This window comes from Stenotrophomonas sp. CC22-02 (genome assembly GCF_004365115.1).
Lineage (GTDB): Bacteria > Pseudomonadota > Gammaproteobacteria > Xanthomonadales > Xanthomonadaceae > Stenotrophomonas > Stenotrophomonas forensis.
In genome coordinates, this window is the sequence record NZ_SOCO01000001.1 from 2984807 (window position 1) to 3000911 (window position 16105).

Below are 16105 nucleotides of genomic sequence, written 5' to 3' on the forward strand. Positions count from 1 at the left end.
ATCCGGATGGATGTAAGTGAAACTATCTCCCCCTTCCCCGTCGTCGTTGTTGCTGGAGCCCCCATGTCCGCCCGCCTGCCCGCGTCGCCGCTCGGCCTCGCCATCGCCCTCGCGCTTTCCTCCGCCGCCGTCCCGGCCCTGGCCCAGGACGCCACCAACCTCGATACGGTGATCGTCACCGGCACCCGTGCCGCCGACCGCACCGTGCTCGAATCCACCTCGCCAGTTGACGTGCTCACTGCCGAGGACATCCGCAAGGCCGGCGTGGTCAACGGTGAACTGGGCAGCGCGCTGCAGGCGCTGCTGCCGTCGTTCAACTTCCCGCGCCAGTCCAACTCCGGCGGCGCCGATCACGTGCGCGCCGCGCAGCTGCGCGGTCTGTCGCCGGACCAGGTGCTGGTCCTGGTCAATGGCAAGCGCCGCCACCACACCGCGCTGGTCAACACCGACAGCAAGATCGGCAAGGGCACCACCCCGGTCGACTTCAACTCGATTCCGGTCAGCGCGATCAAGCGCATCGAAGTGCTGCGTGACGGCGCCGGAGCGCTGTACGGCTCGGACGCCGTGGCCGGCGTGATCAACGTGATCCTCGACAACGGCGGCGACGGCGGCGAGATCGAAGCCAGCTACGGCGCCAACCACACCGACCTCAAGCCGATCGGACGCACCCTCACCGATGGCCAGACCGGCAACATCAGTGCCAAGGTCGGCACCGCGCTGGGCCAGGACGGTGGCTTCCTGCGCGTCGGCCTCGAGTACAAGCACCGCAACGGCACCAACCGCGCCGGCTTCGACCAGATTCCGCCGTGGGACCAGACCCCGGACAACCTGGCGTTGCAGGGCAAGCGCAACTACGTGCTGGGCGATGGCAAGAGCAAGGACATCAACCTGTGGCTGAACACCGAGATTCCGGTCGGCCAGACCTCGACGTTCTACGCGTTCGGCACCTTCAACCAGCGTGACACCGAAGGCGCGAACTACTTCCGCTATCCCGATGGCGATGCCAACTGGAAGCAGGTCTATCCGAACGGCTACCGGCCGATCTCCGAAGGCGAAAACCGCGATGTGCAGGCGGTGGCCGGCGTGCGCGGCCAGTGGGGAGAGTGGAGCTATGACGGCAGCCTGGATTACGGCCAGAACGACTTCACCTACCGCCTGCGTGATTCGCTCAACGCGTCGCTGGGCCCGACCAGCCCGACCCGCTTCAAGACCGCTGATTACGAGTACGCGCAGACCGTGGGCAACCTCGACCTGAGCCGTGTGTTCACCCAGAGCGACAGCATCAGCCACACGCTCGGCCTGGGCGTGGAAGCGCGCCACGAGCGCTACCAGACCCGCCCGGGTGACCCGGCCAGCTACGCTGCCGGCCCCTACACCGACCGCCCGACCGGTTCGCAGGCCGGTGGCGGCCTGACCCCGCAGGACGCGGCAAACCTGTCGCGCGACGTGGCCAGCGCCTATGCCAGCCTGTCCAGCCAGTTCGGCGAGAAGTTCTCCACCGACCTGGCTGCGCGCTACGAGCATAACGACGACTTCGGCGGCGAACTGACCGGCAAGCTCGGCCTGCGCTACGAATTCACGCCGGCCTTCGCGCTGCGCGGCGCGATCTCCAACAACTTCCGTGCACCGTCACTGGCGCAGATCGGCTACGAATCCACCTCCACCGGCTACAACGCAGGCGGCCAGCTGGTGCAGGGCCGCCTGCTGTCGGTCAACAATCCAATCGCGCGCGGCCTGGGTGCGCAGAACCTGAAGCCGGAAAAGTCGATCAACACCTCGCTGGGCTTCACCAGCCGCATCGGCGAGCACTTCGACCTGTCGCTGGACTTCTTCCAGATCGACATCGACGACCGCATCGCATTGTCGGAGAGCATCACCGGTGATGCGCTGACCGACTACGTGGCGGCCAACTACGGTGTCAGCGGCCTGCAGAGCGCCAGCTTCTTCGTCAACGCCGCCGACACCCGCACCCGCGGCGCGGAACTGGTGAGCAACTGGCGCCAGTCGCTGGGCGATGGCCAGCTGCTGTTGACCGGCACCTATGCGTACACGAAGACCACGCTGAAGAACGTGCTGGCCACGCCGGCACAGCTGCGTGCACTGAACCCGGACTACGTGTTGTTCGGCATTGAAGAGACCAACACGCTCACCGACGCCACGCCGCGTACGCGTGGCAGCGTCTCGGCGGCGTGGAGCAACGACCACTGGTCGCTGAGCACGCGGGTGAACCGCTATGGCAGCGCTACCCGCGTGTTCAACTTCGGTGATGGCTACATCCCGCGCCAGACCTACCAGGCCGAATGGCAGCTGGATGCGGAAGTGGAGTACCGCATCAACCCGCGCTGGAGCGTGGCCATCGGCGGCCAGAACCTGACCGACAACTACCCGGATCGATCCAACAGCGATATCCACTACTTCGGCAACCTGCCGTATGACGTGCTGTCGCCGATCGGCAGCAACGGCGCGTACTACTACGGTCGCGTCCGCTATACCTTCTGATTGCCTGGGGTGTGATTGCTCTGCGGGTGATTGCCTTGGGTAGGTGCGGACCGTTGGTCCGCACTGCCCGGGTTCCATGCAGGCCGACCTGCAGTGCCGGCCAACAGTCGGCACCCACCGAAGCAAGGCCGTAGCCTGACCTCGACCCCACGTACACGCCTGCGCTGGCAAGCTGGGCGTCATGGCTGAACCGCTCCCCCTGCGTCCGCCACCGCCCTTGCTGGACGACGCCTGTGCGTTGTTCCTCGATGTCGATGGCACCCTGATCGAATTCGCTGCACGCCCGGACGCCGTGCAGTTGCTGCCGGATGTGCGTGAAGCCATCGGCCGCATCAGCGACCGCCTGGAAGGTGCCGTGGCACTGGTCAGTGGTCGTCCGCTCGAACAGCTGGACCAGCTGTTTGCACCGTTGCAACTGCCTGCCGCCGGCCTGCATGGCCACGAGCTGCGCGGCGAGGATGGTCGCGTGCTGCGCGACGCACATGACGATGACACCGCCGAGTGGCTGCATGCACTGCACCAGCAGGCGATGCGTTTCGCCCATGGCCATCCCGGCGTACTGGTGGAAGACAAGGGCGTCGGCCTGGCGCTGCATTGGCGCGGCGCTCCGCACGCGGCCAGCGAGGTGCGTGCCTTCGCCGACCGCCACGTGCGCGGCCGTACCAGCTATCGCCTGCAACCGGGCGACCATGTGGTCGAGTTCGTCCCGGTGGGTACCGACAAGGGCCGCGCGGTGCGCCGCATGATGCAGTACCTGCCCTTCCGCGGCCGCCTGCCGGTGTTCCTCGGCGATGACCTCACCGACGAATTCGGCTTCGATGCCGCCAACGGCCAGCATGGCTGGAGCGTACTGGTGGGCGAACGTGAACCCAGCGCGGCGGTGTTCGCGCTGCCCGACATACGCAGCGTGCACGCCTGGCTGCGTGAGAATGCCTATTGACCCGGCCCCCCCACGGCCGCAACCGACGAGATGTACCGCGTGATGACCCAACCCGATCTTGATCTGGGCGTGGTCGGCAACGGCAGCTTCGGCGCCCTGGTCGACAAACATGCCCGCGTTGTCTGGAGCTGCCTGCCCACCTTCGACGGCGACCCCACCTTCTGCGCGCTGCTCGGCCCCAACCAGCAGACCGGTGGCGACTTCGCCATCGAACTGGAAGATTTCGCCAGCAGCGAACAGGAGTACCTGACCAACACCGCGATCCTGCGCACCGTGCTGCGCGACGCGCACGGTGGTGAACTGGAAATCCTCGATTTCGCCCCGCGCTGGCGCCAGAACGACCGTTTCTACCGCCCGGTCAGCCTGATCCGCCAGGTGCGCCCCTTGGCCGGCAGCCCACGCATCACCGTGCATGCGCGGCCTCTGGCGGACTGGGGTGCACGCGTGCCGGAATCCACCTGGGGCAGCAACCACGTGCGCTGGATCCTGCCCGAGCATGTGCTGCGGCTGACCACCGATGTGCCGGTGCGCTTCGTTCGCGAGGGCCTGCCATTCGTACTCAACCATCCCATCCACCTGATCCTGGGTGTCGATGAATCACTCAACCGCTCGATCAGCGGCTATGTGCAGGAAGCCTTCCAGCGCACCCGCGATTACTGGCGCGAGTGGGTGCGCTACCTGTCCATTCCGCTGGAATGGCAGGACGCGGTGATCCGCAGCGCGATCACCCTGAAGCTCTGCCAGTACGAGGACAGCGGCGCGATCATCGCGGCGATGACCACCTCCATTCCAGAGGCGCCGGGCAGCGTGCGCAACTGGGACTACCGCTACTGCTGGCTGCGCGATGCCGCGTTCGTGGTGCGTGCGCTGAACCGCCTGGGCGCGACGCGCACGATGGAACAGTTCCTCGGCTACATCTTCAACCTGGCCACCACCGACGGCACGCTGCAGCCGCTGTACGGCATCGGCTTCGAGGCGAAGCTGGATGAGGACGAAGTGCCCAGCCTGTCCGGCTATCGCGGCATGGGCCCGGTGCGCCGTGGCAACCTGGCCTGGGTGCAGCGCCAGCACGATGTCTACGGCAGCGTGGTGCTGGCCTCCACGCAGCTGTTCTTCGACCGCCGCCTGCAGGACCCGGGCGACGCGCACACCTTCGCCCGCCTGGAACCCCTGGGTGAACAGGCCTTTGCCCTGCATGACGTACCCGATGCGGGCCTGTGGGAGTTCCGCGGCCGCACCGAGGTGCACACCTACACCAGCGCGATGTGCTGGGCGGCGTGCGACCGCCTGTGCAAGATCGCCGTGCGCCTGAAGCGCGACGACCGCGCCCGCTACTGGCGCGAACGTGCAGACACCATCCACGCGCGCATCATGGCCGAATCCTGGAGCGAGGAGCTGGGCCACTTCACCGATACCTTCGGTGGCCATCGCCTGGATGCCTCGCTGCTGCTGCTGGCCGACATCGGTTTCATCGATGCGCTGGACGCCCGCTTCATCGCCACCGTCGACGCCATCGGCCGCGACCTCAAGCACGGAAATTCGCTGTATCGCTACGTCGCCCCGGATGACTTCGGCGAGCCGGAAACCAGCTTCACCATCTGCACGTTCTGGTACATCGACGCGCTGGCCGCGATCGGGCGCCTGGACGAGGCGCGCGCGATGTTCGAAACGCTGCTGAAACAGCGCAATCATCTGGGCCTGCTGTCGGAGGACCTGGCCTTCGACAGTGGCGAGGCCTGGGGCAATTTCCCGCAGACCTATTCGCACGTCGGCCTGATCACGGCCGCGATGCGCCTGTCGCGGTCCTGGCAGGAGGCATCGTGAGTCGCCTTGTAGTGGTTTCAAACCGCGTGGCGGTGCCCGGCGAGAACCGTGCCGGCGGCCTGGCGGTCGGCCTGCTGGCCGCGTTGAAGGAACGCGGCGGCATGTGGTTCGGATGGAGCGGCAAGAGCGTGCGCGAGGGCAGTGGCACGCTGCACACGCAGAAGGACGGCGACATCGAGTTCGTCACCCTGGACCTGAGCAAGCGCGAAGTTGACGGCTACTACAACGGTTTCGCCAACCGCACGTTGTGGCCGCTGCTGCACTTCCGCCTGGATCTGGTCGACTACGACCGTGGCACCCGTGAGACCTATCACAAGGTCAACGCGTTGTTCGCAGACAAGCTCGCTCCGCTGCTGCGCGAGGACGACATCGTCTGGATCCACGACTACCACCTGATCCCGCTCGGTGCGTTGCTGCGCGAACGCGGCATCGGCTGCCGCATCGGTTTTTTCCTGCACATCCCGATGCCCTCGGCCGACCTGCTGCAGGCGATGCCCGATCACCTGCGCCTGTTCTCCGCGCTGTATGCCTACGACCTGGTCGGCTTCCAGACCCAGCGCGATGCCGATCGCTTCCAGACCTACCTGCGCCTGTTCGGCGGTGGCCGCGTGCTCGACAACGGTGAACTGGAAGCCCCCGGTGGGCGCCGTTTCCGCGCGGCTGCCTTCCCGATCGGCATCGACACCGACCTGATCGCACGCCAGGCCGGCACCGCCGCCACCAAGGCCGCAGTGAAGAATCTGCGCAACAGCCTGCGAGACCGCCAGCTGGCGATCGGTGTCGACCGCCTGGACTATTCCAAGGGCCTGCCCGAACGCTTCCTCGGCTTCGAGCGCTACCTGGAGCGTCATCCCGACCAGCGCGGCTCGCTGACCTACCTGCAGATCGCCCCGGTCTCGCGTGGCGACGTGACCGAGTACCGGCAACTGCGCAGCCAGCTGGAACAGATCGCCGGCCACATCAACGGCGGTCACGCCGAGCCGGACTGGACACCCCTGCGCTACGTCAACCAGAACTTCACCCATGCCACCCTCACCGGCTTCTACCGGGCGGCGGCGGTGGGCCTGGTAACGCCCCTGCGCGACGGCATGAACCTGGTGGCCAAGGAGTACGTGGCCTCGCAGGACCCGGAAGATCCCGGCGTGCTGGTGCTGTCGCTGCTGGCCGGTGCCGCCGATGAACTGAAACAGGCGCTGCTGGTGAATCCGCACGACCTGGACGGCGTCGCCGATGCCATCGCCACCGCGGCGACGATGTCGCTGCGCAGGCGCAAGGAACGTTGGCACGCGATGATGGACCACCTGCGCACCTACGACATCAACCACTGGCGGCGCAGTTACCTGGACGCGCTGGAGAACTGATGGATTGCGCCACCAGTCCAGCCATGAAGCGACAGAAGAGCGCCATGTGCGCTCGCAGATTGTCGCTTTAAGCCCGAAAGTAGGTGCACCTGAAACCATTCGCCGAACAGCAGAATGGCGCGCCTGCCCGTCCCAGCCGTCCCGGGCAGGCACGCAAGGCTCGCGTCGCACAAGGCCTCATCGTGCCCTGCCGCACGCCCTGTCGCGTCGCCCGCCGGAACGAAAGATGCACCACCGCCAGCCTTTCACCATGCATTGACGCGCGCTCCCCAGAGTGGCGCCCCCAGAGATATCGCAATCCGTCGCGCCTGCTGCGCGGCGCGACGCACATCACATTCCGGGGAGTCACTGCATGTCTGCGTACGACCGTTTCATCGAAGATGCCGCAACACGCCTGGAGCTGGGCCATCGCACCCGCTGGATGGTGGAAGTCATCAGCGTCTGGATAACGTCCCATCACCGGGGCCTGGACGGTCTGCAGCAGCGGTTTGAACAGGCAGGCCTGGCCTCCCGTTTTCATTCCTGGCGGCAACCTGCAACGTTGCGGCTGCCCATCGTCGCCAGTGAGCTCGAACGCGCATTGGGGGCACATACGCTGGCCATGATCGCGCACCGCTGTGGCATGTCACCCGGTGCTTTCAGGGTGGTCGCCTGCCATCTTCTGCCCGGGGTGGTCACGCTGATGGATGCGCCCGGCGGCCTGGTGCCTTCCCCCCCTGTCCATCGCAGCATCGCGGGCCCATCGCCCCGGCGCATGACCGGCACGGTGCCATCGCGCGCGATGTATGGGATGGCCGTGCGCAGCCTGTTGTGGCTGCTGGCCATCGTCGTTGTCCTCGGCCTCACCACGTGGCTGCAGCTGAAGGCCCGCACGCCCCTGTGGACGGTGCCGGACATTCCACTCGAACACGACGCCTACCTGTCCCTGCAGCAACACGGCACACAGATGCAGGTGCACGGCAACCTGCCCACCGAGGGGGATCGCCGCCGTATCTGGAGCGCGCTGTTGGCGGTACACGGCCGGCAGAACGTGCAGGGCGGGATCACATTGGACCCACGCGCACGCGCGCCGCGCTGGCTGGATCGCCTGATTGCCGATCTTCCGCAGCTGCAGGGCGATGGACTGCGGCTGGAATTCGCTGGATCGCAGCTGCGCATCGACACCTCGCTGATGGAGGACGCGCAGCGGCTGGCCATCTCGCACAGGTTGCGCCAGGACTTCGCGGCATTGGACATGACGGGCCTGTGGGGACCGGGACTGGCTGCGCTGGCGCAGCTGCCGGCGCACGCCGATCCCACACAGCGGATTGAAGCACTGAACCGGACCACCCTGAAGTTCCACGCCGGCACCGCCACGCTCACCGGCGACTCGCGGCAGACGATCGGCACCGTTGCCTCCGCACTGCGCGCAATCCCGGCCGGTGCACGCGTGGAGGTCGCCGCGCACACCGACAGCGCCGGTTCGGCCACAAGCAACCAGCAGCTCAGCCAGTTGCGTGCCGACGCCGTAGCCCAGGCACTGCAGGAACAAGGGGTGGGCTCGGCCGCACTGGTTCCCACCGGCTACGGGCAGGAGCAGCCGATCGCCGACAACCGCAGCGAGCACGGTCGTGCACTGAATCGACGCATCAGCTACCGGCTGCTCGACTGAAAAAAGGGGACGGAGGGAATTAAGTCGTTTATGCATAAACGACTTAATTCCCTCCGTCCCCTTTTTGTTCAGTCCAGGAAGCGCGCGGCCTGTTCCGGCGCCGGCAGAAGGCAGGCGTCGTGGCGCCCGAACCAGCGGTAACGGTTGCGCGCCAGCACCCGGTAGCCCGCGTCGCGCCAGCGTCGCGGCACCCACTGCAGCACACCGCTCAGGCGCCAGGCGCCGCCCAACCCGGCCAGCACGCGCAGGATCGCATCGGTGTCGGTCCATGCGCCCTGCGCATCCAGCAGCAGGAATGACCTGGGGTCCTGCGGATCCAGTCCATGCGCGCGCAGCAGCGCACTGCCCCGGGTGCCCTGCATCGCCGCGAAGCGATAACGCCCCTTGCGGTCGAAACGCAGCAGGAAGCGCACCCACCGGTTGCACAGCGCGCAGACACCGTCGAACACGATCACCGCGCCGTCGGCGGCGGTCTCACTGCGGTTCGAGCCAGCCTTCATAGCGGATCAGGGCTCCTGCCCAGGGCAAGGTCACATCAACCCGGAAAGTGTAACGCTGCCCCTGCCCTGCTTCGCGGCAGCGCACGCCGCCGAACCAGCGCGTGGGCAGCGGCAGCACCGCGAACGCCCACACCCGGCGCACCGACCAATCGATGCCGCCCTCGCGGGCCTGCAGGTCGAACTCGAAACGCACCGCGCCCAGCTGCTCACGCAGATGGCCCTCGTGCGCCCACAACCGCGACACCATCGGCCAGCGGCCGAACCGGCGCGCCCAGCGTTCGCCCTGCCCGTGTGCACTGAACACCACTTCGGTCGGCAGTGCCTCGCCTTCCCTCGGCAACTGCGCCAGGGCGGCCAGCAGCGGCACCAGCCAGTGCCGTCCGCGCTCGATCCGCGCCTGCCCCACGTAGCGGCAGGGCAGCGCAGCGGTATGCAGCGCCTGTACCGGTGCTGCCAGGGTGGCAAAGGCCGGCCCCAGCACGCGCGCGAACAGGGGCGTACTCAGCGCGCGATCCAGGCCAGCGTCGCCATGCGCCCGGTGCGACGGTCGCGCCGGTGCGAGTACAGGTCCGGGTCGGCCATGGTCGACACCGTGCCGCCATGCACCTGCGCCGGGTCCATGCCGGCGGCCTGCAGCCGTTGGCGGGCCAGGGCGAACAGGTCCACCTTCCAGTGCCCGGGCCGGGTCGCCACGAAAGCCGCCTCCGCAGCCGGGTCATGCCCGACAAAAGCGTGGAAGACCTCTTCGCCGATCTCGTAGTCTGCCGGCCCGGCGGCCGGTCCCAGCCAGGCCCGCAACTGCGCAGGCGGGGTCTGCAGGGCGGCCACGGTGGCCTCCAGCATGCCGTCGGCCAGCCCGCGCCAACCGGCATGGGCCGCGCCCACCTCGCTGCCATCGGCAGCGGCGAACACCACCGGCAGGCAATCGGCGGTCAGGATCGCCAGCACCACGCCCGGCACCGAGGTCACCGCGGCGTCGGCCACCGGCTCACTGGCGCCCGGCACCGGTGGAGCGTTGAAGCGCAGCACGGTACTGCTGTGCACCTGGCGCAGCCAATGCGGCGCGGACGGCAGCGCCAGCCCCTGCTGCAGCAGCTGGCGGTTGTGCTCGACATTGGCCGGAGTATCACCATCGGCCGCGTGCCGGTTGCCCAGGTTGAACTGCGCGAACGGTGCCGGCGAGATGCCCGCGCCATGCCGGCGCGTGGTCAGCGCATGGACGCCTGCTGGCGCTGGCCAGTCGGCCTGCAGCAACGGCAGCGCGGCCGCCATCACCAGCGGTCCCGCTCGCGTGCGGCGAAGGCTTCGCTGTCTTCGCGCAGCACCTTCATCAGGTGCAGCATGTCTTCCGGCACCGGCGCGGTGTTGCGCACCGGCTCGCCGGTGATCGGGTGCGTGAACTCCAGGGTTTCGGCATGCAGGGCCTGGCGCTTGAAGCCGCGCAGCGCGGCCACCAGCTCGTCACTGGCGCCCTTGGGCAGCTTCAGCGCGCCGCCGTACAGCGGGTCGCCGATGATCGGGTGGCGCACATGCGCCATGTGCACGCGGATCTGATGGGTACGGCCGGTTTCCAGGCGGCACTCCAGCGCGGTGTGCGCACGGAAACGCTCGCGCAGGCGGTAATGGGTGATCGCTTCCTTGCCGTCCTCGCGCACGGCCATCTTCAGACGGTCGCGCGGGTGGCGGTCGATCGGCGCATCGGCCGTGCCGCCGGCCACCAGTGCGCCCATCACGATGGCCAGGTACTGGCGGTGCACGTCGCGTGCGGCCAGCTGCTCGACCAGCGCGGTCTGCGCCTCCAGGGTCTTGGCCACCACCATCACGCCGCTGGTGTCCTTGTCCAGGCGGTGCACGATGCCGGCGCGCGGCAGCACCGCCACCGACGGGTCGCGGAACAGCAGGGCATTGACCAGGGTGCCGCTGTGGTTGCCCGCGCCGGGGTGGACCACCAGCCCGACCGGCTTGTTGATCACCAGCAGGTGCTCGTCCTCGAACAGCACGTCCAGCGGGATGTCCTCCGGCTGGGCGTCGGTCTGGGTCTCGAGCACCACCGTGAGGGTGACCACCTCGCCGCCGCGCAGCGGGTCGCGCGGGCGCACCTGGGCGCCATCCAGCAGGACGTCGCCCGCCTTGATCCACTCGGTCAGGCGCGAACGCGAGTATTCGGGGAACAGTTCGGCCACGACGGCGTCGAAACGACGGCCGGCCGCGGTGTCGGGGACGATGGCCTGGCGGGCCGATTCAGAGGGTTGTTCAGACATGGCAGGGGGCATTCTTTGAAATTTTGGGGTCCCGGCGGCCGGTTTCAGTCGCTGGACAGGACACTAGGCTATCATCGACCCTTCGTATTCCAGCCGCGTCCCGCCTCGACCCCATGATCCGACGCTCCGCCATGCTCTCCGCGCCCGTCCGCCTCACCGCCCTGCTGCTGGTGCTGGTCATCGCCGCCACCGGCTGCCACCGTGGCGCCAAGAAGGGCGATCGCCCCGATGAAGGGACGCCGGTCGAACAGTTGTACGAGAAGAGCCACAAGCTGATGCAGGGTGGCAACTGGAGCGGTGCTGAGACCAGCTTCCGCCGCCTGGTGGCCCAGTATCCGTACGGTCCCTATACCGAGCAGGCGATGATCGAAACCGCCTACGCCCAGTACAAGGCCGGCAAGCACGACGATGCGGTGTCCAGCATCGACCGCTTCATCCGTACCTACCCGACCCACCGCAACATCGCGTACCTGTACTACCTGCGCGGTCTTGCCAACTCCAACCGCAGTACGGTTTTCCTGCGCCGCGTATGGTCGCTGGATGCCAGCCGCCGCGACCTGTCCACGCCGCACCAGGCGTATTCGGACTTCAACATCGTGGTCGACCGCTACCCGAACAGCCGCTACGCCGCCGATGCGCGCAGCCGCATGCTGGAACTGCGTGACGTGTTTGCCCAGCACGAGCTGGACAACGCCCTGTACTACATGCGCCGCGGCGCCTGGGTCTCGGCGGCCGGCCGCGCCAACTACCTGCTGGAAACCTACCCGCAGAGCGCGTTCCAGTACGATGCCGTCGCCGTCCTGGCCGATTCCTACACCCACCTGGGCAACAAGACCCTGGCCGACGACGCCCGCCGCGTCCTGCAGCTGAACCAGCCGGACCACCCGTGGCTGGAAGGCAAGTGGCCGAAGTACCCGTGGATGATCCGCAAGCTGAACCCGTTCGCCGGCGAGAAGTCCGCCAGCACCGGCCAGCGCAACGCGCGACTGGAAAAGAAATAAGAGAAAGGGCCCCGCAAGGGGCCCTCTTCTTTTGTAGCGGTAGTGCCGGCCGCTGGCCGGCAACCCGATGGCCTGTCCGAGGGTCATGGAACAGCCGGCCAGCGGCCGGCTCCAGCCATCGGCCGGGCCACGCCCGGCACCCCTGCCTCAGCCCTTGTAGCCGTTGCTGATCGGGTAGCGACGCTCACGGCCGAAGGCGCGGCGCGAGACCTTCGGCCCCGGCGCGGCCTGGTGCCGCTTCCACTCGCTGATGCGCACCAGGCGCAGCACGCGGTCGACCACGGCCGCATCGTAGCCGGCGGCCACGATCTCCCCGCGCGACTGTTCCTGGTCGATGTAGCGGTACAGGATGCCGTCCAGCACGTCGTAGGCCGGCAGCGAATCCTGGTCCAGCTGGTTCTCGCGCAGCTCGGCCGACGGCGGGCGGCTGATCACCGCCGGCGGGATCACCGGCGCGCCACCCACGGTATTGCGCCACTTGGACAGGCCGAACACTTCGGTCTTGTACAGGTCCTTCAGCGGCGCATAGCCCCCGCACATGTCGCCGTAGATGGTGGCGTAGCCCACCGCGTACTCGCTCTTGTTGCCGGTGGTCAGCAGCAGGCCGCCAAACTTGTTGGCCAGCGCCATCAGGATCACGCCGCGGCTGCGCGACTGCAGGTTCTCCTCGGTCACGTCCGGCGTGGTGCCTTCGAACATCGGCGCCAGCGATTCCATCAGGCCCTTGAACGCCGGCTCGATCGACACCGCTTCCAGCGTCACCCCCAGCGCCTGGCACTGCTCGGCGGCCAGGTCGTTGGACAGGCCAGCGGTATAGCGCGACGGCAGGCGCACGGCGGTCACGTTCTCCGCGCCCATCGCATCCACCGCCAGCGCCAGCACCAGGGCCGAGTCGATGCCGCCGGACAGGCCCAGCCACACCTTCTTGAAGCCGTTCTTGCGGCAGTAGTCCTGGATGCCGCGCGTCACCGCACGCCAGGCCAGCGCGTCCATGCTCTCGTCGCCGTCGTCCATCCACACGTGCGGCAGGAACCGGCGGCTCTGGCCGTCATAGTCCACCACCAGCCACTGATCGACGAAGGCAGCGGCCGCCGGGTGCACGGTGCCGTCGCCATCGGCCACCACCGAGGCGCCATCGAACACCAGCGCATCCTGCCCCCCCACCACGTTGAGGTAGGCGATCGCCGCCCCGCTCTCGCGGGTACGCGCGGCCAGCACAGCGTCGCGCTGGGCGTGCTTGCCACGCTCATAGGGCGACGCATTGGGGACCACCACCAGCTGCGCGCCGGCGCGCACGGTATCGGCCAGCGGTTCGGCGAACCACAAATCCTCGCAGATCAGCAGCCCCACCGGAACCCCATTGACCTCGAACACGCAGCTGCCGCCGTCCGGGTCCACATCGAAGTAGCGACGCTCGTCGAACACCGCGTAGTTGGGCAGCTCGCGCTTGCGGTAGGTCTGCTCGACCAGGCCGTCGCGCAGCACGCTGGCGGCGTTGTAGACCACCGCGCCGGCGGCCTGCGGCCAGCCGACCACAGCGGTCACGCCACGGCAGGCGGCAGCAATGCGGCCCATCGCCTGCTCGCACTCGTACAGGAAGCCCGGGCGCAGCAGCAGGTCCTCCGGCGGGTAACCGCTCACGGCCAGCTCGGGGAACATCACCAGCTCGGCGCCGTACTCGTCGCGCGCCTGGCCGATCATCTCGATGATGCGCTCGGTGTTGCCGGCGACATCGCCGACCGGGAAGTCGAACTGCGCCATCGCGATGCGGATCGAAGCCATGGGAATCCAGCCTGTGGTTGCAATGCGCCCATTGTAGCGCCGCACCGTGTCCGCACCCTGCCCAGTAGATCCACGCCATGCGTGGATGGGCTTGCCTGGATGGCCGGGGCCAGACGCAGAAAGGCCGCCCGGAGGCGGCCTTTCTGTTGGAGCAAGTCGAGCATGGCTCGACTCTACAAGAGCGTGCCGGCCGAGGCCGGCAACACTCTTATTTCACCAGCTTGGCGATGGCAGCGCCCAGGTCGCCCGGCGAACGCACGGTGACGACGCCAGCGGCTTCCATGGCGGCGAACTTGCCTTCCGCCGTGCCCTTGCCACCCGAGGCGATCGCACCGGCGTGGCCCATGCGCTTGCCGGCCGGAGCCGACGCACCGGCGATGAAGCCGACGACCGGCTTCTTCACGTGGTTCTTGATGTACTCGGCGCCGGCTTCTTCAGCGTCACCGCCGATTTCGCCCACCATGATGATGCCTTCGGTCTGCGGGTCTTCGTTGAACAGCTTCAGGCAGTCGACGAAGTTCAGGCCGTTGATCGGGTCACCACCGATGCCGATGCAGGTGGACTGGCCCAGGCCGACTTCGGTGGTCTGCTTGACCGCTTCATAGGTCAGGGTGCCCGAACGCGACACGATGCCGATCTTGCCCGGCTGGTGGATGTGGCCCGGCATGATGCCGATCTTGCACTCACCCGGGGTGATGACGCCCGGGCAGTTCGGCCCGATCAGCACGGTGTCCGGATGCGAACGGGTCAGCACGTTCTTGACGCGCAGCATGTCCAGCACCGGGATGCCTTCGGTGATGCAGACGATGACCTTGATGCCGGCAGCAGCGGCTTCCAGGATCGCGTCAGCCGCGTACGGCGGCGGCACGTAGATGACCGAAGCGTTGGCGCCGGTGCTCTGCACGGCGTCGGCAACGGTGTTGAAGACCGGCAGGTCGATATGGGTGGTGCCACCCTTGCCCGGGGTCACGCCGCCCACAACCTGGGTGCCGTACTCGATCATCTGAGTGGCGTGGAAGGTACCCTGCTGGCCGGTGAAGCCCTGCACGATCACCTTGGTGTTCTTGTTGATCAAAACAGACATTGGAATTCCTTGGTGTCGGTATCAGGCGGCGTTCTTGACAGCTTCAACGATCTTCTTGGCGCCATCGTTGATGTTGTCAGCCGGGATGATGGCCATGCCGCTGTCACGCAGCAGCTGCTTGCCTTCTTCCACGTTGGTGCCTTCCAGGCGCACCACGACCGGAACCTTGACGCCCACTTCCTTCACGGCGGCAATGATGCCTTCGGCAATCATGTCGCAGCGGACGATGCCGCCGAAGATGTTGACGAAGATGCCTTCGACCTTGTCCGAGGACAGGATCAGCTTGAAGGCTTCGATCACGCGCTGCTTGTTGGCACCGCCGCCCACGTCCAGGAAGTTCGCCGGCTCGCCGCCGTTGAGCTTGATGACGTCCATGGTGGCCATGGCCAGGCCGGCGCCGTTCACCATGCAGCCGATGTTGCCGTCCATGGTGACGTAGTTGATGTCCAGTTCCGAAGCGATCACTTCGGTCGGATCTTCCTGGGTCTTGTCGCGCATGGCGACCAGCGCCTTCTGGCGGAACGCGGCGTTGTCGTCGCTGTCGAACTTGCCGTCCAGCGCGTACAGGTTGCCGTCGTCCAGGATGGCCAGCGGGTTGATTTCAACCAGCGCCAGGTCCTTTTCGTTGAACAGGCGGTACAGGTTCACCATGATGCTGGCGAACTGGCCGGCCTGCTTGGCGGTCAGGCCCAGCTTGAAGCCGAAATCACGGCCGTGGTAACCCTGCACGCCTTCGACGAAGTCGACGTTCAGCGAGTGGATCAGCTCCGGGGTTTCAGCAGCGACCTGCTCGATTTCCACGCCGCCTTCCGAAGAGGCGATGTAGGTGATGGTCTTGGTGCCACGGTCGACCAGCACCGACAGGTACAGTTCCTTGACGATCTCGCCGGCGGTAGTCACCAGCACCAGGTTGACCGGCAGTTCAACGCCAGCGGTCTGGTAGGTGGCCATCTTGGTGCCGAGCATCTTGGCCGCAGCGGCCTTCACGTCGTCGGTGGTCTTGCAGAACTTGACGCCGCCAGCCTTGCCGCGGCCGCCAGCGTGGATCTGCGCCTTGACCATCCAGGGGCCCTGGCCCAGGGAGTTGGCAGCGGCAACCGCTTCGTCCGGGGTCGCAGCGACCTTGCCGGCCGGGACCGGGATGCCGTACTCGGCAAGCAGTTGTTTTGACTGGTATTCGTGGAAATTCATGCGTCACCGTG

Annotated in this window: 13 protein-coding genes; 6 read left to right on the plus strand and 7 right to left on the minus strand. The window is 67.2% G+C overall.

What is annotated here, in order from left to right:
• Positions 1-63 precede the first annotated feature (63 nt).
• The 5 genes from N440_RS13695 (at position 64) to N440_RS13715 (ending at position 8275) form a co-directional block, all read left to right on the plus strand.
• A complete protein-coding gene (locus N440_RS13695; RefSeq protein WP_133935408.1) occupies positions 64-2499 on the plus strand; it encodes a TonB-dependent receptor in 2436 nt (811 codons plus the stop codon).
• Between the two features lie 181 nt (positions 2500-2680).
• A complete protein-coding gene (gene otsB, locus N440_RS13700; protein ID WP_004154453.1) occupies positions 2681-3439 on the plus strand; it encodes a trehalose-phosphatase in 759 nt (252 codons plus the stop codon).
• A gap of 42 nt (positions 3440-3481) precedes the next feature.
• Positions 3482-5263: a glycoside hydrolase family 15 protein gene (locus N440_RS13705; protein ID WP_133935409.1), complete on the plus strand. Its 1782-nt coding sequence runs from the start codon at positions 3482-3484 to the stop codon at positions 5261-5263.
• The gene (gene otsA, locus N440_RS13710) at positions 5260-6624 is read left to right on the plus strand and encodes an alpha,alpha-trehalose-phosphate synthase (UDP-forming) (protein WP_040007228.1); all 1365 of its coding nucleotides are present in this window, start codon (positions 5260-5262) and stop codon (positions 6622-6624) included. The genes N440_RS13705 and otsA overlap by 4 nt, the downstream gene beginning before the upstream one ends.
• Positions 6625-6976: 352 nt before the next feature.
• Positions 6977-8275, plus strand: a complete 1299-nt coding sequence (locus tag N440_RS13715; RefSeq protein ID WP_133935410.1) for an OmpA family protein — start codon at positions 6977-6979, stop codon at positions 8273-8275.
• Positions 8276-8343: 68 nt separating this feature from the next.
• Here N440_RS13715 and N440_RS13720 read toward each other — a convergent pair whose 3' ends face one another.
• The 4 genes from N440_RS13720 to rluD are packed head-to-tail and all read right to left on the minus strand — an operon-like array spanning position 8344 to position 11036.
• The gene (locus tag N440_RS13720; RefSeq protein ID WP_004154443.1) at positions 8344-8775 is read right to left on the minus strand and encodes a thiol-disulfide oxidoreductase DCC family protein; all 432 of its coding nucleotides are present in this window, start codon (positions 8773-8775) and stop codon (positions 8344-8346) included.
• Complete coding sequence (locus N440_RS13725) at positions 8750-9256, minus strand: DUF4166 domain-containing protein (protein ID WP_133935411.1); 507 nt, start codon at positions 9254-9256, stop codon at positions 8750-8752. Before N440_RS13725 ends, N440_RS13720 begins: the two co-directional genes overlap by 26 nt.
• A 20-nt stretch (positions 9257-9276) precedes the next feature.
• Positions 9277-10047 carry a peptidoglycan editing factor PgeF gene (gene pgeF, locus N440_RS13730; RefSeq protein WP_133935412.1) on the minus strand — a complete coding sequence of 257 codons (771 nt, stop codon included), beginning with the start codon at positions 10045-10047 and terminating at the stop codon, positions 9277-9279.
• The gene (rluD, locus tag N440_RS13735; protein ID WP_080357259.1) at positions 10047-11036 is read right to left on the minus strand and encodes a 23S rRNA pseudouridine(1911/1915/1917) synthase RluD; all 990 of its coding nucleotides are present in this window, start codon (positions 11034-11036) and stop codon (positions 10047-10049) included. The genes pgeF and rluD overlap by 1 nt, the downstream gene beginning before the upstream one ends.
• Positions 11037-11149: 113 nt before the next feature.
• Here rluD and N440_RS13740 point away from each other — a divergent pair, with 113 nt between their 5' ends.
• Positions 11150-12037 carry an outer membrane protein assembly factor BamD gene (locus tag N440_RS13740; protein WP_004154436.1) on the plus strand — a complete coding sequence of 296 codons (888 nt, stop codon included), beginning with the start codon at positions 11150-11152 and terminating at the stop codon, positions 12035-12037.
• Positions 12038-12184: 147 nt separating this feature from the next.
• Here the strand turns inward: N440_RS13740 and N440_RS13745 are convergent, their stop codons facing one another.
• The 3 genes from N440_RS13745 to sucC all read right to left on the minus strand — a co-directional run bounded on the left by N440_RS13745 (position 12185) and on the right by sucC (position 16094).
• Positions 12185-13819 carry an NAD+ synthase gene (locus tag N440_RS13745; RefSeq protein WP_133935413.1) on the minus strand — a complete coding sequence of 545 codons (1635 nt, stop codon included), beginning with the start codon at positions 13817-13819 and terminating at the stop codon, positions 12185-12187.
• A 208-nt stretch (positions 13820-14027) separates the two neighbouring features.
• Positions 14028-14903, minus strand: coding sequence for a succinate--CoA ligase subunit alpha (sucD, locus tag N440_RS13750; protein WP_005410793.1), 876 nt, complete (start codon positions 14901-14903; stop codon positions 14028-14030).
• 21 nt (positions 14904-14924) lie between these two features.
• Positions 14925-16094 carry an ADP-forming succinate--CoA ligase subunit beta gene (gene sucC, locus N440_RS13755; RefSeq protein ID WP_004154430.1) on the minus strand — a complete coding sequence of 390 codons (1170 nt, stop codon included), beginning with the start codon at positions 16092-16094 and terminating at the stop codon, positions 14925-14927.
• Positions 16095-16105 lie beyond the last annotated feature (11 nt).